We start from the raw sequence: 20,245 nt of genomic DNA on the forward strand, positions 1-20,245 counted from the left end.
AGACCCCACTACAAGGTTTAGAGGAATCAAAGAAGCGGTAGACGGGATAAACTTGCCCGTAAAAGCCCGATTGGTGAGATATAGTGGAACTTATCTTTGTGGTCTTCAAAGGTATAGTCGAGGCCCACAGGATGTGGGTCACACAGACGAAGACATGAGGACGCGGTGTACTTAGTCTGTGATTCATTAAACCTTAGTTCGTAGTGTCGCTTTACCTACGCTGCGTGAAGGTATTAGCGACACTTGAATGGGACTAACAATCAGTGGTGGATGAAGCCCCCCACTGATTGAAGTTTCACTTTATCCATTTATTATGGATTTCATCGTATTTACCGGAATCTTTAAGAGCCTTCAATGCTTCGTTTAATTTTTCAACAAAATCTTCATTACCCTTCTTCACGGCAATACCATAAGGTTCTTCTGTAAATGTCCCTCCGACTAATTCAAAGCTCGGATCTTCATCAGCCATGCCATAAAGGATGGAGTCATCCGTAGTTAAGGCGTCACCTTTGCCTTGTTTAAGAGCGGCAAATGCTTCTGAGTAGTTTTCAAATTCTAACACTTCTGCATCAGGTGCTTTTTCACGTATATTTATTGTAGAGGTCGATCCTTTTACAGCCAGTACTGTTTTGCCAGCAAGACTTTCAATACCTGTCACATCACTACCTTTTTTCACTAACAACGATTGCCCTGCATCAAAGTATACATCTGTAAAGTCTACTTCTTTTTTACGTTCTTCTGAAATGGTCATCGTTGCGATAATCGCATCGATATCCCCATTTTTCAAAAGTTGAATTCTAGTCTTTGAGGTAACCTCCTTAAACTCCACTTTAGATTCATCGCCAAGGATTTCACCAGCGAGCGCTTTTGCGATATCAATATCAAAGCCTTCCACTTCTCCTGTGCTTGGATTTTTAAGACCGAACAGCCGTGTATCATTTTTAACGCCGAACACAATTTTGTCGTTTTTTTCAACCTTTGCCAATACTCCAGCTTTCTCACTATTGTCTGATCCTGAGCTTGAATCACTGTTTCCACAACCTGCTAGCATCATCGCTACCATTAGTGGCAGAGCTGCCATTTTGAAAAACTTCTTTGGATTCACCATTTGTATTCCCCCTCTTATTTGTTAATGATTTAGTATACGGCTGAGAAATAGTTGAGCCCTTTCTTCTTTTGGATTCTCGTAAAACTCTGCCGGAGTTGCTTCTTCTAAAATTTGACCTTGGTCCATGAATACGATCCGGTCAGCCACTTCTCGGGCAAACCCCATCTCGTGAGTGACAACGACCATCGTCATTCCCTCATGTGCCAAAGTCTTCATAACATCAAGCACCTCCCCAATCATTTCAGGGTCTAGTGCTGAAGTCGGTTCGTCAAATAACATAATTTCTGGGCTCATCGCGAGTCCTCTTGCTATGGCAACACGTTGCTGCTGTCCACCAGAAAGTTGTGATGGGTATGATTGCGCTTTATCAGCAATTCCTACTTTTTCTAAATATTTAAGAGCGATTTCTTTTGCCTGTGATTCGGTTTGTCCTAATACTTTCATAGGTGCCAGGATAATATTTTGAAGAACGGTTTTATGAGGATATAGGTGAAAATGCTGAAAAACCATGCCGATTTCACGGCGAAGCTTATTAATGTTTGTTTTCTTATCACTTACCGAAATCCCATTCACTGTTAACATACCTTCAGTTATCGACTCCAAATGGTTGATACATCGTAGCAATGTACTTTTACCAGAACCAGAAGGCCCTATAACAACAACTACCTCCCCTTTATTGATGGTTAGATTAATAGTCTTCAGTACATGAAAATCCCCATAATACTTATTTACTTTGTCAAAAACAATCATTCTGTCTCCCCCCGTAACTAGTAACTATTATGTAAGATTTAGACAGGTAATACTAATTTTATCTGTTTTTTTAAAATATTCTAAATTTTATTTCTATACAGAAATTATATTCACAAACTACTAGTTTAGTCAAATCTAATTATAAACTCACCAAAAAATAGTATCCCGGTATAGTTGATCTTCCTTAGAATTTCAGCAATAGTTACATCCATCAATTCTGATCAGAACACTTTTGTAACCGCACACATTATTCAAGATATTTTTAGTGTATTTTCTGGAATATTCTTTTAATCAGACCGTTTCATTTGAATATTAGTCATTCTGTATATTTTATCCATTTACTTTGATATACTCCTATTAATTTAGTTGGGTTTATAGGAGGAGTGCCGTTTTGAGATTATTTATTGAAAGTTTATCCCTTTAATTAGCAATATGTTCTTTTAGACAAAAAAACTTCATTTAGAGGGCGCAATATCTTGTTTGTAACGATTGTTTTCCCTCTTTTTTAACCCTTTTATTTCCGGTTCAAATAGCGGATGGTTTGGAATTCGATATGAAATTCATTTCCATTTATATCGCTTACTTTTACCTGGGATCCTTATTTGGTATTCTGACAATTGCTGCTTTAATCATGGTCAAAGCCATAATGTACCCTGCTCAATTAGGCATACTAATCATTAATTATTCCCTAATGGCCTTTTTATTTTATTGGAGTGCTAAATATTACAAGCGTTTTTCTTACAAACAAAAGCTGTTGCAAGCAATAAGCTTTTATTCCATGATCACAATTACCCACTTTATCTTTATGACTTACACAAATAACCAAGAATATTATCTCCATTTATTAATTTTCACTGCTGTTTCTTCACTTGCACTCTATTGCATTATCTATCTATTAGAAACTAGTAGACTACAAGAGTCGATGTTGGATCAATTAAAAAATGCAGAGAAGTTAAATGCAATCAGCCAATTAGCTGCATCAGTAGCCCATGAAATACGGAACCCAATGACAACAATCAACGGTTTTTTGTAGATGTTGAAGGATGAAGAAAGCTTGACTAAAGATCAAAAAATGTATATTTCTATTTCACTTACCGAGCTCGATAGAACGCACCATATTATCAATAATTTTCTCTCACTTTCCAGACCTGGCAATATACATACCGAAATATTCTCTGTTAGCACTTCTTTAATCGAAAACGCCGATTTTATGAGGCCGTATTCTGCATATTCAAACGTAGAAATTATTGTACATACAGATGAAAATTTAACGATGATTGGAAATTAGAACGAGTTTAAGAAGCAACTGATCTTAAATTTCTTAAAAAATGGAATTGAATCAATCGATCAAAAAGGTGGAAAACTTCATTTCAACCAAAACAAAAGGTACGGGACTTGGTCTAATGATTTCCTTTGATATAATCAAAAGAACGCATGGGAAACATGAAGTTTATAGTAAATTAGATGAAGGTACTTGCTTTATCCTTCAATTTCCCTATGTGATGAAATCCTGAATTTGTCCCCAATAAAAAAACCGACAATTGTCGGTTTTTTACATCTATTTAATCAGTCCGTGCATCTTCAAACGGGGCATAAAACAATCCCTTAGGAGCCAGCATATCTGTTTCAGATCCCCGTTTCTCACCATTCACAATATATAATCCAGCTGGGTAGAAATCGAAAAACCCGCTTTCTTTATGAAGTTCAAGAAAATATTCAAATAAATCATCCATAAGTTGCTGATGTAGCTTACGGTCGATAACATCGCCACACTCATCTGTTTCAAAGTTCTTATTAATGGCCTCTTGAAGACCTTCATGATGTGAGGCTGCAATATATAAATCAACATCACCACATTCCATACACAGCAGCAATCCTTCTTCCCGCACTTCTTCATACTCAGCTTTAACTATTTCTTTTAATATACCTTCGATTTCTTCACGATTTATAAGTTCTATAGTCGTTTGCAACATATGATTTCCCCCATTATCATCTTTTTTCAGCAACTAGGATCATATAGTACTTTCTATATTAAGTCGTGGTGTTTAAAAAAGCTCGTCTCACGATTCAATTTGGAGATTTTTCGATATCGTTCGCTATTAATCGTATTATTCCGAAAAAATAATTGCTATTTTCAAAAAAATTGTAAAATCTTGCGCTTTCCCGAGAAATAATTTCATTTCTTAATGATTGGTTGAATGAATTAAGTTTATGCGTTACTTATTTTACTATTCCTCTTTTTTCAATTGATATCTGGCCTAACCCTACTGGATATCAGCTAATGCGAAGTTCAATTTTGGGTTAAATCACAATAAAGAATACGACTGGCAGCGTTATTAAACTTAACACTGTACTTATAAATGTCGCACTTGATACAAATTCGGGATCTGTATTATACTGCAATGCGTACATCGTTGTATTCGCCGCAGTCGGCATCGCAGCCATAATAATCATAATTTGTTTAACAAGATCATCTACTGGTAAGAATAATGAGATACAAAACGCGATAATTGGGGATATGGCCAGTTTAAGAATTAGTGATAATGACAATTTATTGATAGCTACATTTTTTATAGAAATATTAGCAAGTTGCATCCCAAGCGTTATCATTATAGTTGGGATCGCTGCATCCGCAACAAGACTGACTGCTGCTAGCATCGGATCAGTTAAAGAGATTCCCATATATTTAAATAAAATGCCGGCGATTGCCCCATAAACGATTGGCATTCTGCTTACGGCACGGAGCGCTGATTTGATCCCATTTCCTTCAGGACTTCCTTTAGCAGCATAATACACCCCCACTGTGCACATAACCATTTGCTGAATCACCATCAAAACAATCGCGTACTTAAGACCTGCTGCGCCGAACAATAGAAAAACAACTGGCGTTCCATAATTCCCACTATTCATGAACGAAGATGCTAAAATCATCGCGCATGTTTCTCTAATATCATATTTTCGAAAGAATGCCACAACGTATACAAGAAGAATTAGAGCTAAGCAAAGGCTAAATGCATAGAGAATCAGATATAAATAGTCTTTATCAAATTCTGTTGTATAGAATGTCCGAAAGACTAGAAACGGACTCATTAAATAAAGTGCCATTGTCGAAATGACTTTTGTATCAAAGTGAAACTTCTTTTGACCAATAAACCCTAAAATAAATATCGCAAAAATCGGCAGTAATACTCCTAAAAATCCCATTTGACTCACCTTCATCAATGTTATGTACTGATAAGAGTACCACTTTTCTAGCAAAATCAAAATACTTACCCTCTTAAAAAACATCCATAAGCATCTGATTTCAACTGAAACGATGAAAAATGTTCAGGTTCGCAAATTGTATCACCTTATGAAGTTGGCTTTGCTGGGCTGATTTTGCGAAGCCACACCCTTTTTCCGCGGAAAATGCCATTATACTTTTAAAGATTTATAATTTGGTATAATAAGGATAATCTATATTAGAGGTGTATGCGATTATATGGACTATTTTTATTTTATTATTCCGCTAATTACTGTGGCTGTATTTTTAAATGCAACGACCCTATTAAAAAGAATTGTTAAAAATGAAGACATCCGTAATGAAAGAATTGTTGGATCTATGCTTATTGTTCTTTTAGTTTTAACCGTGATGATCTGGATCACTTCATTCTCTTAAATGTGACATATCGTTTGATTGAGCATAGACTTGTCTGAATAAAGAGAGTTTATGGTAAGATATATTTGAAGAAATAAATGGAGGCTGAAAAAAATGACAGTTTTTAGAGGGTATATTGGTACATATACAAAAGGCGACAGTAAAGGAATCTATACATTTACACTTGATACTGAGAAAAAAGAATTAAGTACTCCAACTCTAGCTGCAGAGCTGGAAAATCCAACCTATATAACGGTCACAGCAGATAGTCAAACATTGTATGCAGTCGGGAAAGAAGGTGAGTTTGGCGGATTATCTTCTTACAAAATATCAGAAGAAAATGGTAAACTTACTCTATTGAATTCTGAAGTTTCTCCTGGTTCATCGCCTTGTCACGTTAGTGTGAACCATACGAATGAAAAGGTCCTAACTGGGTATTATCATCGCGGTACGGCCGAATTATATAATACGGATGGAGGGAAAGTGGCTCCAGTTTCAGCTTTCGTTCAACATACAGGGTCTGGGCCAAATGTAGAGCGTCAAGAGAAGTCACATGTTCATTTTTCAGGTTTTACTCCTGATGAGAAATATGCTGTCGTGGTCGATCTTGGCATTGATAAAATCGTAACGTATAGCATTGAAAATAACTCACTTGAAATCAAAAATAGCTTATCTGTCAAACCAGGCAGTGGGCCAAGACATATCGCCTTTCATCCTAATGGCAAATTTGCTTATGTAATGACAGAGCTCAGCAATGAAGTTATCGTCATGTCCTATAATAGTGAAGATGCGAAGTTTACTGAAGTTCAATATATTTCTGCTATTCCAGCAGATTTCACAGAAAATAGTCAAGGAGGTGCCATTCATTTATCGTCTGACGGTCGTTTTGTATATGTCGGGAATCGTGGACATAACAGCATTGCCCTGTTCAGCGTAAATAACGAAACAGGAGAATTGACCTTCATTGAGCATACTTTTACTGAGGGCAATTGGCCGCGTGATTTCGTATTAGATCCAACTGAAAAATTCTTGGTTGCTTCTAATGAACAGTCAGGCAACCTTGTTCTCTATTCTCGTAATACAGAAACTGGAAAACTAACATTAGAACAATCCAATGTTGCTGTTCCATATCCAGTATGTGTGAAATTTTTACCAAATTAATCAATTTGGGAGAAGCAGAGATTTTTTTATGATCTCTGCTTTTATTTATCCACAATCGTTTCAAATTCAACTACTTGGAATTATTTAGATCCTTGTGTTTTCTATATTAAACGGATCATTTGAAACAAGGTAATTCATCCCATTGTGATTCTCACATTTTTGTACTATATTATGAAATGTGTTTATCTCACTTTTACGGACAGCATGCCCACTACTGAATGCAGCTATGAAATTAGAAATTCTAAGTGGGACACCTGCCCTTATTAGCCCGATTGGTGAGATACAATGAAACGTACCGATGCGAAAGTAAAAGTATAGTTTAATCCCGCAAAATGTGGGTCACACAGACGAAGAACTGAAGGAAGCTGTGCAACTTAGTCTGTGTTCATTGAATCGGGCTCTTAGTGTCGCTTTAACAAAGCGTGAAGATTTAGCGACGAACGGCACTAACCATCAGTGGGGGAAGTAAGTCCCCTTACTAATGGACGTTTCACTTTAACGATATATCCCGAGGTGGTCATGATGAAAGAAATTCTACTCATTTTATTATTGCAATTAGCTTATGTTCCGCTGCTTACTCTAAGAACGATCTTCTTAGTCAAAGGAGTCACATCTCTCGCGTCTGTCATTGGGATTTTGGAAATGTTAATTTATGTGTTTGGACTTTCCCTCGTTTTCGGTGGCGATCAAAATTTAATCGCGATGATTGTTTATGCAGTCGGTTTTGGACTAGGTATTATTTTAGGTACAAAAATTGAACGAAAATTAGCAATTGGGTATATTAATGTTGTTGCAAATACACAACAAAAAAACAATGAATTAATTGAAACACTTCGTACGCTCGGTTTTGGTGTGACGCTTCATATCGGCGAAGGACGCGACGGAAATCGTTATCGCATAGATATTTTAACGAAACGAAATCGAGAAAATGAGCTGTATGCGACAATCGAAAAATTCGAACCTAAGGCATTCATAATTTCTTATGAACCTACTAGATTTAAAGGCGGCTTTATGCTGGCCAGAATGAAAATGAATAAGAGATTTTAGTCCAATAGATGTAGAGTAGTGATCAATCCAATTTGATTGCTGCTCTTTTTATTTAGATCGCATTAGCTAGTAGTTAAATCCTCACACAGTATCTAAGGGAGACACGCACCGTAAAGTCAAAAGAGCACAGGCTTGCCTCCCAAAGTCAGTCATTCTTGACATTCCCTCCTACTTTCTATGACTTTTTTAGGATTTTGTATAAAAATTCTTGTAAAAGTACGTCTGTATTCAGGTAGATTCTACTATAAAGTGAAACTTCAATCAGTGTAGGTTTTACTGCCCGTTAAAGCGGGATAAACCAATTGATACGTCTAAACATCTTGTTAGATTTTGGAATATCTCTTATCATAAATGGCTATATGAATAACAGGTACTAAATCCATTTTGTGTAGAGTAGTAGCTATGGAATTTTTAAAAATACGACTTTAAAATAATATTTTTCCACTCAACTAATGTAAATCATTCCTTTTTGTGATAAATTTAAGAATATTCAGTAAGAAATTAATGTAATTGAGGTAGGGGAAAATGGAATGAATCAGGTACATGTAAGTTTAGATACACCAAAAATCCCAAGTAAATCAAAACGTTTATGGCTTGCTTTAATACTGGGTACATTGTCCGCGTTTGGACCTTTGTCTCTTGATATGTACTTGCCGGCTTTACCAGTACTCGCGGATGATTTGAATACAACCACATCATACGCGCAGCTCAGCTTGACTGCATGTATGGTCGGACTTGCCATTGGGCAAATCTTCGCTGGGCCACTAAGTGATGTTAGGGGGCGCCAAAAACCGTTACTTGCTGGACTATTGCTCTACATTTTATCATCATTGCTATGTATCATCGCCCCCTCTATCGGAATATTTGTTATTTTGCGGTTCATTCAAGGTGTAGCAGGAGCTGTTGGTATAGTCATTTCGAGAGCGATTGTGAGAGATCTATACTCTGGGACTGAGCTCACTAAGTTTTTTGCACTGTTAATGCTCGTAAATGGAGCCGCACCGATTTTAGCTCCGATTGCTGGTGGTCAGTTGCTAGAGTTTACCTCTTGGAGAGGGATATTTTTTGTCCTTAGTTTAATTGGCATGATTACATTGTTTTTTGTTATTTCAGGTTTAGGTGAAACGCTCCCTTCAGAACGTCGCTCCAAAGGTGGACTGAAGCAAACCTTCCTAACATTTAGAAAGATTATTGGTAATCGTTTATTTATGGGCTACGCACTTTCTCAAGGATTAATTGGGGCAGGGCTGTTCGCATATATTGCTGGTTCCCCATTTGTTCTACAAAATATTTATCAGCTTTCACCACAAATGTTCAGTTTATGCTTTGCAGTTAATGGGGTCGGAATTATTATCGTTACTCAACTAACTGGAAAATTGGCTGCACGCTTTGGTGAAACAAGACTTCTAATTATTGGTCTTGGACTTAGTGCAGGAGCAGGGATCAGCTTGTTTATTATGATTTTATTAAACGCAGGATTATTCGGCATTCTTATTCCTTTGTTCATTCTGGTATCCTGTGTCGGTATGATCAATACATCTACCTTCTCACTTGCAATGAAAGATCAGGCAAATTCTGCAGGAAGCGCCTCCGCTTTAATTGGACTGATGACGTTTCTATTTGGGGGAATTGTTGCTCCTTTTGTTGGTATAGGTGGAGAAAATACCGCTTTACCTATGGGAATAATTATTGCTATTGCCGACGTGGGAGCGTTAGTGATTTATTTTGTACTGGTAGGGAGATTTAAGCAAACCAAGCAAGGAACCAATTAATATTCCATGTAAAAGCTGATCAACAATTGATCAGCTTTTACATGGTGTTATCCGAAGTTTGAAAAATTGTGCTTGATGAATACGTTCAAAATGGCAAATCGTCAATTACTTTACCAAAATAGATGACACGCTACAAAATGACCCGGTTTTTGTTCCTTCCATTCTGGAACAGCTGATGAACAAATTTCCATCGCATTTGGACAGCGAGTACGGAATACACAGCCACTAGGCGGATTAATTGGACTAGGCACATCCCCGCTCAACACGATACGTTCTCTTTTCATTGTAGGGTCTGGAATGGGTACAGCCGAAAGTAATGCTTTAGTGTACGGGTGAAGCGGTTCGTTGCATAATGTTTCACTGTCTGAAAACTCCATCATTTTACCAAGATACATGACAAGGATCCGATCGGAAATATATTTCACCATCGACAAATCATGTGCGATGAAAAGATACGTTAAACCCATTTCTTTCTGTAATTCTTTTAGTAGATTCACTACTTGAGCCTGAATCGATACATCCAAAGCAGAAATTGGTTCATCACAGACGATAAATTTAGGATTTAAAGCAAGTGCCCGTGCAATGCCAATTCTTTGACGCTGCCCTCCGCTGAATTCATGTGGGTATCGATTAATATGCTCAGGACTAAGCCCAACAAGTTTTAATAATTCTTCAACCCGCTTCTTTTTCTCTTTCCCTTTCACGACACCATGGATGGTTAGTGGCTCGCCGATAATCTCTTCAACTGTCATTCTAGGGTTTAAAGATGCATAAGGATCTTGAAAAATCAGCTGAATATCTCTACGTATTTTTGCCATTTTCTTTTCAGAATGGTCATAAATATTATTTCCCTGAAACAAAACTTCTCCATCTGTTGGTTCATATAAACGGATCATCGTTCTTCCTGCAGTGGATTTGCCACAGCCTGATTCTCCTACAAGACCAACTGTTTCCCCTTCATAAATATCAAAATTCAAGCCATCCACCGCTTTTAGCTTCTGTTTTCCTACTGGAAAGTATTTCCGTAAATTTTTCACCTGAACAAGGGGAACTTTCTTCTTTGAATCCTCATCTAGTTCTACGTTTTTTACGAACAGTGTCATGGATTCATCCCCCCTCCCACATTTGTTGCTGTATTTGTATTCATTGCTTTTGCCATTGGATGTTGTAGCCAACAAGCAGTGATTTGACCATTTCCTACATCTTCAAGCTCCGGGTCATGGTCTTTACATATTTTCATCGCGTAATCACATCTTGGATAGAAGGAGCAACCTTTAGGAGGTGAAAATAAATCTGGTGGTGAACCAATAATGGGCGATAACGGAACAGACTTATCCATATCGAAGCGAGGTACAGATTTCAACAACCCTTTAGTATACGGATGCTCTGGATTTTGAAAAATCTCTAAAACAGTTCCTGATTCGACTACTTTCCCCGCATACATGACAACGACCCGATCACATATTTCCGCAACTACTCCTAAATCATGGGTAATTAAAATAATGGCTGTTTCTGATTGCTTTTGAATATCTTTCATTAACTCAAGTATTTGGGCTTGAATCGTAACGTCCAATGCTGTTGTCGGTTCATCTGCTATTAATAGTTTAGGCTGACAAACCAATGCCATCGCAATCATCGCTCTTTGTCTCATTCCTCCAGAAAACTCATGTGGGTACTGCTCCATTCGCTTTTCAGGCTGAGGTATGCCAACAAGCTTTAACGTTTCTAACGCATGGTTATACGCTTTCTTCCCGGAAATTTGATTATGCTTTACAATAGACTCCATGATTTGTACGCCAACTTTGCTCGTTGGGTTTAAGGACGTCATTGGATCTTGAAAAATCATACTAATCTCATTACCTCGAATTCTCTCCATTTCTCGTTCCGATGCTTCAATTAAATTTTTTCCATTAAATGTGATAGACCCTTCTTTATATCGAGCAGGCGGCGCGGCTAAGAGTTTCATAATTGCTTTTGCTGTCACACTTTTACCGCATCCAGACTCACCCACTATACCGATTGTTTCCCCTTGCTTAACTTCAAAATTGACGCCTCTAACCGCATGAACTTCACCGCCATATGTTTTAAAGTCAATTCGTAAATTCTTCACTTCTAATAACTTCCCCATTCTCGGTCCTCCTTTTCTACTCACGAAGTTTTGGATCCAATGCATCCTGCAATCCATCCCCCAAAACATTAAACGCAAACATCGTTAATGAAATCAATAATGCAGGAATAGCTAGCTGATAGAAATTGCCGATTAATATACTTCCAAGTGCATCATTTGTTAAGCTTCCCCAACTAGCTTGCGGCGGTTGAATTCCAAGCCCAAGGAAACTCAAGGTTGCTTCAGCAAAAATGGCAGTCGGTATCGTTAAGGTGACGTTTACCAGAATGGGTCCCATCGAATTCGGTATTAAATGTTTTCTCAGTGTCCAGCTTAATTTTGCACCCGCAACTTTAGCCGCCTGAACATATTCATTCTCCTTTAATTGCAGCACTTGCCCACGGACAAGACGTGCCATCGGAATCCACCCGGTAATCGTCATAGCAATAATGATTGGAAAAATACCAGGCTTTAGTACGACCATGATTAGAATCACCATGAGTAAATATGGAATTGAGTAAATTACCTCGGCAATACGCATCATGATATTATCCGTTCTCCCGCCCCTGATTGCCGAAATCCCTCCATAGATAACTCCCAACATGAAGTCTATCAGGGCAGCCATTAAACCAATAAATAATGAAATTCGCGCTCCGTACCAAGCTCTCGTAAATAAATCTCTTCCCGAAGCGTCAGTTCCAAACCAGTGCTCCGCATTTGGCCCTAAGTTCTTCTTCGTAAAATCCTGTTCATAATAGGTAAAGCCGTTCATATATGGACCAAAAATCGCCATCAAGCATAACAGTATAATCAGTACCAGTCCTGTCATAGCTAGCTTATTTGCGCGCAGTCGCCGCCATACATCACTCCAATAGGAGATCGTTGGTCTGGATATCCGATCAGCCTCTTGAAAATTATTTTCTGCCGGTATAAACATTTCTTCGGTTACTTCTATTTTCCCTGCCATTATTTGCTCGCCCCCGTCACTTTAATTCTAGGATCAATCCATGTGTAAACCACATCGACGATAAAAATTAAAAAGATGAGAATCGCGCTGTAAAAAACAGTTGATCCAAGAATGACTGGATAATCACGGTTCATAATCCCTTTTACAAACATTTCCCCAATCCCTGGAATTCCAAATATATGTTCAATAACGAAACTTCCCGTTACAACATTCGCCGTTAATATACCTAAAATCGTAACGACTGGCATCAAAGCATTACGAATTGCATGTTTAATGATCACTGCATTCTTTCGTAACCCTTTTGCTTTAGCCGTTAAAATATAATCCTGATTTAAGACTTCAATCATGCTTGTTCTCATCAATCTCGCGATATAAGCAAGCGGCATCATCGCAAGTGCAATGGATGGTAATACTGTATGGCTCCAAGATTTCCATGTCGCTACTGGAAAAAAGGACCATTTAACTGCCAAGAAATTAATGAGTAACGTGGCCAACACAAAACTTGGAACAGATATTCCAATAATTGCAATAATCATCGATGTATAATCTGGCCAACGATTTCGATACAATGAAGCGATGACTCCTAATATTAAGCCAAAGAAAACAGCAATAATCATAGCTTGAGCACCTAGATGAAAGGAAACCGGGAAACCTTTTTCAATGTAATCATTTACTGTTAATGTCTTAGATTTCAATGATGGACCAAAATCTAATAGAGCCACTTGTTTGAGATAAAAGAAATACTGGATAATTTTTGGTTTGTCCAAATTATAATGACGCTGTAAATTTTCGTATACTGATTCAGGCATTGTACCTTCTTTTGCAAATGGGTCACCTGGAATACTATGCATAATAATAAAGGTAATCGTAATGGTTGCCCATAAAGTAATAATCGCCCACATAAAGCGATGTAAGACATATTTCAACATAATCAATCACCCCAATCCTCTTTATCCTACGCTTAACGGGCAGTAAGCCCCCCCACGGATGGAAATTCCCGCTTTATTGAAGACCTTTTTTGATTGTGAATATTGCAATGGAAAAAGAGGGCATGCCCAATAACAGGACACGCCTCCGATTTTCCATAGCAATTATTCTTTAGCATCCATATCAACATCTGCATAAATAAATTGAGGATATCTGTTGATTGGTGTATAAACGCCCGTCACATATTCTTTAACCGTATGTGGCTTCGTATAAAAATAGATTGGGATAATCGGCATTTCATCCATTAGCAGTTTTTCAGCTTTATGCATATTATCCATACGAACTTGTTGATCCATTGTCTGTTTTGCTTCAGCTATCCATTTATCGTATTCAGCATTTTTCCAATTCGCATCATTGTATGCACTTTCAGAAGTCCATAAATCCATAAATGTCATCGGATCTACATAGTCGCCAATCCATCCAGCACGAGAAACTTGATATTCACCGGCTTTTTCACGGTCAAGTTTCACTTGGAATTCGGTATTTTCAAGCGTTACAGTTACTCCAAGGTTCTTGCGCCACATCTCTTGCACAGCTTCAGCAATTTTTTGGTGACCTTCAGAAGTATTGAATAAAATAGAGAATTCAGGAAGTTTATCCATTCCTTCCTCTGCTAATCCTTCTGCCAGTAATTTCTTTGCTTCTTCAATACCTTCTGAGAAAAGGTCTCCTGTATTATCTTGGTAGTCACCATTCACATCAGGAATACCTGGAGGTACTACTGAATATGCTGGCTGTTGACCACCTTGGGCGACATTTTCCGTAATCGTTTTTCGGTCAATCGCCATACTTAATGCCCTTCTAACTTTTACGTTATTGAATGGTTTTACATCGTTATTTAAATTGTAATAATAAACAGATAAATCTGGTCCATTATGGAATTCTTTATCATCAGATTGTGCTAGTTGTCCTTGAACATCTTGTGGTAGGGGATACGCTAAATCCAATTCACCGGATTTATACATTTGCCATGCTGTGTTTTCATCTTCAAGAATGATAAAGTTGACAACATCTAAATTAATTTTATCTTTCTCATAATAATTTTCATTTTTCTCTAACTTAACACTTTCTTTATGTTTCCACTCTGTTAACTTAAATGGTCCATTTGAAACATAGCTCGTTGCTTCTGTGAACCATTTCGGATTTTCTTCTTGAACTTTTTTATTAATCGGATAATACGTATAGAAAGAAGTTAAATCAAGGAAGTATGGAGTAGCTTGAGCAAGCTTCACTTCAAGTGTTACATCGTCTTTCGCTTTTACGCCAACTTGATCGACTGTCCCTTCCCCCCCATTGTAAGCTTCTGCCCCTTCAAGATAAAACAGTTGATAGGCATAGTCAGAAGCTGTTTCAGGAGCAAGTGCATATTTCCAAGCAAATTCAAAATCATGTGCTGTTACGGGGTCTCCATTTGACCATTTCATGTCTTCTTTAATTTTAAAGGTCCAATTGATTCCATCATCGCTTGTCGGAACAGACGCCATTCCATCAATGATTTCACCTTCGGGCGTTTTCTTTGTCAATCCTTCAAAAGCATGTTCCAAAATCCATGAATCATGTGTACCTTGAGCTGTGCCTGGGTGCAACGATCCTGGTTCAGAGCTATTATTTAGATTCAAAACCTTTTCTACTACTTCTTTTTTTCCATCACTTTTCCCCGAGTCTTTAGTCGTTGTTTTTTCCGATTCTCCAAAACTATTACATCCTGAAATCACTACCATTAACGCCAAAGCAAGAGCAAACAATGAATATTTATTTCGTTTCAAACAAATCCCTCCTTTTTTCATCATATTTGAAATAGACGAGTTGCCTTTCAATGCAAACCTATTACGAAAACTACAATTGAATATCAATTATTTATTTTATTTCCAATATTGATATGTGAAGCGTGTCCCCCCATTCTCACAAAAGCCATTGTCAGCCATTTAAAAAGTAGGATCACCCTTTCCTTTTTAATTGTCACAATATTACAAATTCGACAACTGTTTTATTTCCCCTTTAATAAATACTAATATTTTACTTATATTTGACCACTCCCACCGCTAAAGGAGGCCACTGAAAAAGTCCTTTTAAAGAGAAAAAGAAGCTAACGACCTACTATATATAGATTGTTAGCTTCTTCTATTGTCTGTATATCGATGAAAATCTTTGCTACTTTCAAAATGAGTTACTTTTTTAGTGCCTTCCAGCTAAAGCAGCGGGATTCTTTTTCGCAAACATTTCACTTACACACTCCCAAAGGAAGTCGCAGAGGCAAAACTTAGACGAACAACTCTCAATAGAAAAACAGTCCATCGAAAGGGCAAGGTCTGTGCCTACTACGCCGTCCGTCCGGCGATACTTTTCTCTTTTTTCGGTTGATCGTTTGGATGTTTTACTTTTTGTCTTTCTTCTATGGACAAAAAACGCTTATGCCAAACCGGTTGCTTATATAAAACCGAAAGGAGTGGTTTCGTTTCCATGTGATATTTCTTGCGCACAATATTTTGCGTTCCATTCACATCACGATGGATTTCTGTTTTATGAACAGAACATATGAAGTTTCTTCCTTTTGCTTGGTGTCGCCCCCCACAAAACGGACAATCTTGGGAGGTATAGCTTTCTTTTGTTTCTTCCAGACTGATCCCTTTTAATTGGGCTTTGTATGTCAGCTTTTGTTTGACTTTCCCCTGATTTCATAACGATAATTGTTGTCGTCTTTTTTTATTGGTTTTCCGTTTCTTTTCCCTATTTTTATTTGTATTTTTTTCAATACCGGATACGTTTCCGATGACAAAGTTCGTTACTTTTTCTTCTTCTAAAAAAGAAAGAACTTCTTTTGTTGTCTTATGTTCCAACTCTTCCAGCTGATTTTTTGTCTTTTGTCGAATTCGTTCTCTTGCCTGTTTATATTTTTTCCATTGACGAGAGCCCTTTTTACACCGAGACATTTTCTTACTCAAATCGGCTACTACCTTTGCACGGAATTAAGAAATACTACGCATCGCTCGACCCGAAACGACGAATGCTCGATCCTCGGTCGCTACCGTTACGGAGTGAATTTCACCTAAATCTCCACCCGCCGCTTTAAAAGCATACGATGACGTGTCTTTTTCTGGTACCGATACAGAATAACAAAACCAGTAGGCTCCGTTTCTCCAAACGATCTCCGCGTAGTTACAGGTTTTTAAATCTTCTTTTGAACGATTAGGAAGGGGGACACATTTGTTTTTCTTAGGTACCTTTTCATTCCAATTTTTCGTTTTCTTTTTGGTTAAGAGGTCTGACAGTTTGAATCCATATTCCACTTTTTTAATCGTGATGATTTCTTTAGAAACATCCATGGACGCTTTTTTTAATGGAATACAATAATAGGATTTTCTTTGCCACGGATATTTTGCTTTTTTGTCCGTTACTCGTAGCTGACGAATGGTTTCACGATTGGCCGCATATTTATCTGCAATAGCTTGAACAGTTTGAGAATGAAGATGATACGTTTGTTTCCGAATCGCTTGGATTTCCGTTTTACTTAACCACTTTTTAAAAGAAAAATAATAAGAAGTGGCTTCTCTGACTATATCGTTCCAAACGGAAGCTGCTTCTCGCTGCATGATCCTTAACTCCGAATACAATTTTTTATCATACGATATTTTAAATGAATGAGTCACAAACACGGTGTTTCCTCCTTTCTAATTATTCGAATAATTAAATAATTAAACCATACAGAACGTATGCTCTAATTACAAATGATACGTTCACTTAAATCACAAAAAATCGAAACAGGCATGTCTAAGACATGCCTGTTTCGACCTCACTACCATCCCAACTCTGAAGAAGCGGGATTGATAATTCTGAAAATTCCGTAAATCACCCTTTGTTTTTCAGGTTTTAAGTCCTGATTTATAATTTTTTTCGCCATAAAAAAGAAAGTCTAACAAAATTCTGTCAGACCTTCTTTTTTTATGATTTTAATACCCATTTTTCAATTGCTTTGGCGACACCACTTTCTTCATTTGTTGCTGTAATCCAGTCCGCTGTCTCCTTCACGATATCCTGTGCATTTCCCATCGCAATGCCAAGACCCGCTTCCTTAATCATCATAATATCATTCAAACTATCGCCAACCGCCATTACCTCGTTCATGCTGATCCCAAGGCGGTTACAGACGACTTCAATCGCTTTAGCTTTATTAATGCCAAGAGCGTTCACTTCAATATTCGTTGGACTAGAATTACTGATTTCAAGCTGACCATTTTCTTTAAGCAGCTGGATAATTTCTTCACGTGCTTTATCATCATGCGTATTAAATCCAAATTTCAACCACTCTGATGCGAAAAGGTCTCCAGGTATATCTTCTCGATACACTCGATCACAGCTGACAGCCCAGAAGTCTGTTCCATATTGCTTACTTAAATCAAGCATCCATTTTACAAAATCTGTTTGGACAATATTTCTCTCTACAAGTTTTCCCTGCTCGTTATAAATTTCACTGCCATTCACTGTGACTAGATACGAAGATAGTTCTAATGATTTCGCATAATCACTGCAGGTTGCATAAGTACGACCGGTACTTAGTACAACACGAACTCCTTGTTCCTCAGCCGCTCTAATGGCATGACGATTCTCTTGTGTCACTTTATTGTCTGGATCTAAGAGTGTTCCGTCCATATCCAAAGCAATTAATTTTATTTCATTTCTCAATATATATTCTGACATTTTGATTTCATCCTTTCGAGCGTATCAGTTGAATTTCATTCGCTTTTTCATTTTTATACTTAATCTCCAGCTGAAGAGGAAATATAGCTTGTTATTTTTAATTTGCCCACACCTCTTGCAGCGTGTCTCTAAATAGCAGATTTAAGTCTGTTGTTGGATCAGTAACTTCCTTATGTAAAGATTTTGCATATTGTTCAAGACGAGGGATTTCACTTTCGATAAATTGATTGATTATCTGTATTCTTGGCTCATAATCTAATTCATCACCTGCTATTTTTCTCTCTAGCAAAGTTGTAATTTCGTCCTTCAATTTTCCATCAGGAACTAATACTGCTAATAGAACTTGAAATTCAATTGGCGGGACTTCATTGTATGTTTCAATCCACTTTGCAGCTAGTAACGGACGTAAAACGTAAAAATATTTCTTGATTTTCACAGAATTCTTCTGTAAGTAGTCCCGATAATTGCCTTTGGCCATATGTAAATAATGATACATGCAGGAGATAGGGGTAAACATACTATTCTCCAAGTTACGCATTTGCTGGATCGTAGAATAGGCCGTGTAATACTCAATGCTTGAATGCATCCATTCTAAAAGAGGTGGATTGGATTTGCGGAACAATCGTAACGCTTTTGTGATTTCCCATCCATTTATGTCAAGTAAATCATTAATTGGAATTTCAATCACGTCTCGCTTATTGTTATCAATCGATAAATACCATTCTGGTTTGTGGACGTAAATAAAACGAACATCATAGTCACTGTCTTTAGAAGGGAAACCCCATGCCCTACTTCCAGATTCACATGCATAAACAATCGTTACATCAAATTCTTGTTCAATTCGCTTCAATTCTTGACGTATAATGGATTTCATTTTCTCCCTCCTTACACTTGAATTCCCCAGCTACCTTTAAACCATAATAGAAATTGCGAATTTTCACAACAAAAAGGCCTGACATAATGAAGATAGGCAGGCTTTTTTTGTTAGATCCGTTTTCTATTATTTTTCATCAGAGACATTTGGTTCTGCAGAACTTTCCTTCCATGTCTGAACCCCATCATCTTCATCGAATTCGACCATGACGTCCGTGACACCTCTTTCCTTGCTGATCGCTTCAACTAACCGATCTTTTATATCATCAGCTTCAGCTATCGTAATCGATGCATCCAGTTCCACTTCTAGTTCGACATGTAGATGCTCCCCTTCTTTTAATACGGTGATTTCTTGAATATCTTTCACGTCTGGATCCTGAATGACCATATTGCCAATTTTATTTCGGATTTCTATATCAGATTCTCCGAGTACACCAGCTGCATTATCTAAGAAGACTCTACCTACTACAAAGAACATCATCCCCCCAATCATGACAGAAGCAATCCCTTCTGCTTGAGCAAACGCAGTGTAATGTGACAATAAAATAGCCACAATAGCGAGAACTCCTCCAGCTGTAGCAACGAAGTCTTCTAAAAACACCAGTTTTGTTGCTGGTTTCGCTTTTTTATAAGCACCAAAGCTTTTCGTAACAATCGCAAATCCTTTTGCTTCTATTCCTGTTTCATGAAGTACTTCTTTCATCGCTTTAAATAATACATACGTTTCAAGAAGTACTGCTACAATAAGAACAGCAAGATTGATGGCGATCCCAGTAGATTGAGCTGGATGAATGATATGGTGAATCCCTTCTTTAATTGTTTCATACGACATGATTCCTACGATAAGTACAGCTCCCAATAATACGAGGTTAACAAGTCGACCAAAGCCTTCTGGAAAACGGTCTGTAGGTGCTTTTTTACTTAGAGCTGAGCCAACAAATACGAAGAATTGATTGGCCGCATCTCCTATACTATGTAACATTTCGGCAAACATCGCGACATTTCCGGTCATGAAATAAGCGACTGCTTTTAAGATAGCAATAATTGCGTTAACACAAGCAGCGATAATCGCTGATTTATTACCTTGCTTCAGTAATTTAAGTAATTCACTCATAGGCAGGTTCCTCTTTCTTATGTAATA

22 protein-coding genes are annotated in these 20,245 nt (G+C 37.6%); 7 read left to right on the forward strand and 15 right to left on the reverse strand.

All coding sequences use genetic code 11. From position 1 onward, the window contains the following. Positions 1-295: 295 nt before the first annotated feature. On the reverse strand, positions 296-1,108 hold the full coding sequence (locus tag AC1MGI_RS15860; RefSeq protein WP_480346128.1) for a transporter substrate-binding domain-containing protein: 813 nt from the start codon (positions 1,106-1,108) through the stop codon (positions 296-298). Positions 1,109-1,129: 21 nt separating this feature from the next. Next, positions 1,130-1,858: an amino acid ABC transporter ATP-binding protein gene (locus tag AC1MGI_RS15865; protein WP_480346129.1), complete on the reverse strand. Its 729-nt coding sequence runs from the start codon at positions 1,856-1,858 to the stop codon at positions 1,130-1,132. A 553-nt stretch (positions 1,859-2,411) separates the two neighbouring features. Here AC1MGI_RS15865 and AC1MGI_RS15870 point away from each other — a divergent pair. The 3 genes from AC1MGI_RS15870 to AC1MGI_RS15880 all read left to right on the forward strand — a co-directional run bounded on the left by AC1MGI_RS15870 (position 2,412) and on the right by AC1MGI_RS15880 (position 3,372). Next, complete coding sequence (locus tag AC1MGI_RS15870) at positions 2,412-2,891, forward strand: hypothetical protein (RefSeq protein WP_480346131.1); 480 nt, start codon at positions 2,412-2,414, stop codon at positions 2,889-2,891. Between the two features lie 21 nt (positions 2,892-2,912). Next, entirely contained in the window at positions 2,913-3,146 is a 234-nt protein-coding gene (locus AC1MGI_RS15875; RefSeq protein WP_480346133.1) for a hypothetical protein, read from the forward strand. A 115-nt stretch (positions 3,147-3,261) separates the two neighbouring features. Beyond that, complete coding sequence (locus AC1MGI_RS15880) at positions 3,262-3,372, forward strand: hypothetical protein (RefSeq protein ID WP_480349809.1); 111 nt, start codon at positions 3,262-3,264, stop codon at positions 3,370-3,372. 48 nt (positions 3,373-3,420) lie between these two features. On the opposite strand, the gene AC1MGI_RS15885 is transcribed toward AC1MGI_RS15880, so the two are convergent. Beyond that, positions 3,421-3,831 (reverse strand): hypothetical protein, encoded by a 411-nt coding sequence (locus AC1MGI_RS15885; protein WP_480346135.1) that lies wholly within the window; start codon positions 3,829-3,831, stop codon positions 3,421-3,423. A 328-nt stretch (positions 3,832-4,159) separates the two neighbouring features. Continuing rightward, positions 4,160-5,062 (reverse strand): AEC family transporter, encoded by a 903-nt coding sequence (locus tag AC1MGI_RS15890; protein ID WP_480346136.1) that lies wholly within the window; start codon positions 5,060-5,062, stop codon positions 4,160-4,162. A gap of 277 nt (positions 5,063-5,339) precedes the next feature. Here AC1MGI_RS15890 and AC1MGI_RS15895 point away from each other — a divergent pair, with 277 nt between their 5' ends. The 4 genes from AC1MGI_RS15895 (at position 5,340) to AC1MGI_RS15910 (ending at position 9,475) form a co-directional block, all read left to right on the forward strand. Further along, a complete protein-coding gene (locus AC1MGI_RS15895; protein WP_480346138.1) occupies positions 5,340-5,516 on the forward strand; it encodes a hypothetical protein in 177 nt (58 codons plus the stop codon). Positions 5,517-5,600: 84 nt separating this feature from the next. Further along, the gene (locus tag AC1MGI_RS15900; RefSeq protein ID WP_480349810.1) at positions 5,601-6,656 is read left to right on the forward strand and encodes a lactonase family protein; all 1,056 of its coding nucleotides are present in this window, start codon (positions 5,601-5,603) and stop codon (positions 6,654-6,656) included. A 522-nt stretch (positions 6,657-7,178) separates the two neighbouring features. Further along, on the forward strand, positions 7,179-7,703 hold the full coding sequence (locus AC1MGI_RS15905; protein WP_480349812.1) for a DUF2179 domain-containing protein: 525 nt from the start codon (positions 7,179-7,181) through the stop codon (positions 7,701-7,703). A gap of 530 nt (positions 7,704-8,233) precedes the next feature. Continuing rightward, complete coding sequence (locus AC1MGI_RS15910; protein WP_480346140.1) at positions 8,234-9,475, forward strand: multidrug effflux MFS transporter; 1,242 nt, start codon at positions 8,234-8,236, stop codon at positions 9,473-9,475. A gap of 110 nt (positions 9,476-9,585) precedes the next feature. On the opposite strand, the gene AC1MGI_RS15915 is transcribed toward AC1MGI_RS15910, so the two are convergent. From AC1MGI_RS15915 to AC1MGI_RS15965, 11 genes are all read right to left on the reverse strand, one after another. Beyond that, complete coding sequence (locus tag AC1MGI_RS15915) at positions 9,586-10,578, reverse strand: ABC transporter ATP-binding protein (protein WP_480346141.1); 993 nt, start codon at positions 10,576-10,578, stop codon at positions 9,586-9,588. Further along, positions 10,575-11,603, reverse strand: a complete 1,029-nt coding sequence (locus AC1MGI_RS15920) for an ABC transporter ATP-binding protein (RefSeq protein WP_480346143.1) — start codon at positions 11,601-11,603, stop codon at positions 10,575-10,577. Before AC1MGI_RS15920 ends, AC1MGI_RS15915 begins: the two co-directional genes overlap by 4 nt. A 16-nt stretch (positions 11,604-11,619) precedes the next feature. Then, positions 11,620-12,549: an ABC transporter permease gene (locus AC1MGI_RS15925; RefSeq protein WP_480346145.1), complete on the reverse strand. Its 930-nt coding sequence runs from the start codon at positions 12,547-12,549 to the stop codon at positions 11,620-11,622. Further along, a complete protein-coding gene (locus AC1MGI_RS15930; RefSeq protein ID WP_480346146.1) occupies positions 12,549-13,478 on the reverse strand; it encodes an ABC transporter permease in 930 nt (309 codons plus the stop codon). Before AC1MGI_RS15930 ends, AC1MGI_RS15925 begins: the two co-directional genes overlap by 1 nt. A gap of 162 nt (positions 13,479-13,640) precedes the next feature. Beyond that, on the reverse strand, positions 13,641-15,302 hold the full coding sequence (locus AC1MGI_RS15935; protein WP_480346148.1) for a peptide ABC transporter substrate-binding protein: 1,662 nt from the start codon (positions 15,300-15,302) through the stop codon (positions 13,641-13,643). Between the two features lie 552 nt (positions 15,303-15,854). After that, the gene (locus AC1MGI_RS15940) at positions 15,855-16,187 is read right to left on the reverse strand and encodes a zinc ribbon domain-containing protein (RefSeq protein WP_480349815.1); all 333 of its coding nucleotides are present in this window, start codon (positions 16,185-16,187) and stop codon (positions 15,855-15,857) included. A gap of 24 nt (positions 16,188-16,211) precedes the next feature. Continuing rightward, positions 16,212-16,478: a transposase gene (locus AC1MGI_RS15945; protein WP_480346150.1), complete on the reverse strand. Its 267-nt coding sequence runs from the start codon at positions 16,476-16,478 to the stop codon at positions 16,212-16,214. A gap of 24 nt (positions 16,479-16,502) precedes the next feature. Continuing rightward, positions 16,503-17,189, reverse strand: a complete 687-nt coding sequence (locus tag AC1MGI_RS15950) for a nuclease/transposase family protein (protein WP_480346153.1) — start codon at positions 17,187-17,189, stop codon at positions 16,503-16,505. A gap of 286 nt (positions 17,190-17,475) precedes the next feature. Further along, positions 17,476-18,231: a Cof-type HAD-IIB family hydrolase gene (locus AC1MGI_RS15955; RefSeq protein WP_480346155.1), complete on the reverse strand. Its 756-nt coding sequence runs from the start codon at positions 18,229-18,231 to the stop codon at positions 17,476-17,478. Between the two features lie 97 nt (positions 18,232-18,328). After that, on the reverse strand, positions 18,329-19,105 hold the full coding sequence (locus AC1MGI_RS15960; protein ID WP_480346157.1) for a nucleotidyltransferase domain-containing protein: 777 nt from the start codon (positions 19,103-19,105) through the stop codon (positions 18,329-18,331). Positions 19,106-19,231: 126 nt separating this feature from the next. Then, positions 19,232-20,218 (reverse strand): cation diffusion facilitator family transporter, encoded by a 987-nt coding sequence (locus AC1MGI_RS15965; protein ID WP_480346159.1) that lies wholly within the window; start codon positions 20,216-20,218, stop codon positions 19,232-19,234. Positions 20,219-20,245: the final 27 nt, after the last annotated feature.

Source organism: Peribacillus sp. BM1, assembly GCF_056679975.1.

What these genes read in the sequence shown, in the direction of transcription:
- AC1MGI_RS15860 (WP_480346128.1), bottom strand. Translation starts at nt 1,108, where the DNA reads ATGGTGAATCCAAAGAAGTTTTTCAAAATGGCAGCTCTGCCACTAATG.
- AC1MGI_RS15865 (WP_480346129.1), bottom strand. Translation starts at nt 1,858, where the DNA reads ATGATTGTTTTTGACAAAGTAAATAAGTATTATGGGGATTTTCATGTA.
- AC1MGI_RS15870 (WP_480346131.1), top strand. Translation starts at nt 2,412, where the DNA reads ATGAAATTCATTTCCATTTATATCGCTTACTTTTACCTGGGATCCTTA.
- AC1MGI_RS15880 (WP_480349809.1), top strand. Translation starts at nt 3,262, where the DNA reads ATGATTTCCTTTGATATAATCAAAAGAACGCATGGGAAACATGAAGTT.
- AC1MGI_RS15885 (WP_480346135.1), bottom strand. Translation starts at nt 3,831, where the DNA reads ATGTTGCAAACGACTATAGAACTTATAAATCGTGAAGAAATCGAAGGT.
- AC1MGI_RS15890 (WP_480346136.1), bottom strand. Translation starts at nt 5,062, where the DNA reads ATGGGATTTTTAGGAGTATTACTGCCGATTTTTGCGATATTTATTTTA.
- AC1MGI_RS15895 (WP_480346138.1), top strand. Translation starts at nt 5,340, where the DNA reads ATGGACTATTTTTATTTTATTATTCCGCTAATTACTGTGGCTGTATTT.
- AC1MGI_RS15905 (WP_480349812.1), top strand. Translation starts at nt 7,179, where the DNA reads ATGAAAGAAATTCTACTCATTTTATTATTGCAATTAGCTTATGTTCCG.
- AC1MGI_RS15910 (WP_480346140.1), top strand. Translation starts at nt 8,234, where the DNA reads ATGAATCAGGTACATGTAAGTTTAGATACACCAAAAATCCCAAGTAAA.
- AC1MGI_RS15915 (WP_480346141.1), bottom strand. Translation starts at nt 10,578, where the DNA reads ATGACACTGTTCGTAAAAAACGTAGAACTAGATGAGGATTCAAAGAAG.
- AC1MGI_RS15920 (WP_480346143.1), bottom strand. Translation starts at nt 11,603, where the DNA reads ATGGGGAAGTTATTAGAAGTGAAGAATTTACGAATTGACTTTAAAACA.
- AC1MGI_RS15925 (WP_480346145.1), bottom strand. Translation starts at nt 12,549, where the DNA reads ATGGCAGGGAAAATAGAAGTAACCGAAGAAATGTTTATACCGGCAGAA.
- AC1MGI_RS15930 (WP_480346146.1), bottom strand. Translation starts at nt 13,478, where the DNA reads ATGTTGAAATATGTCTTACATCGCTTTATGTGGGCGATTATTACTTTA.
- AC1MGI_RS15955 (WP_480346155.1), bottom strand. Translation starts at nt 18,231, where the DNA reads ATGTCAGAATATATATTGAGAAATGAAATAAAATTAATTGCTTTGGAT.
- AC1MGI_RS15960 (WP_480346157.1), bottom strand. Translation starts at nt 19,105, where the DNA reads ATGAAATCCATTATACGTCAAGAATTGAAGCGAATTGAACAAGAATTT.
- AC1MGI_RS15965 (WP_480346159.1), bottom strand. Translation starts at nt 20,218, where the DNA reads ATGAGTGAATTACTTAAATTACTGAAGCAAGGTAATAAATCAGCGATT.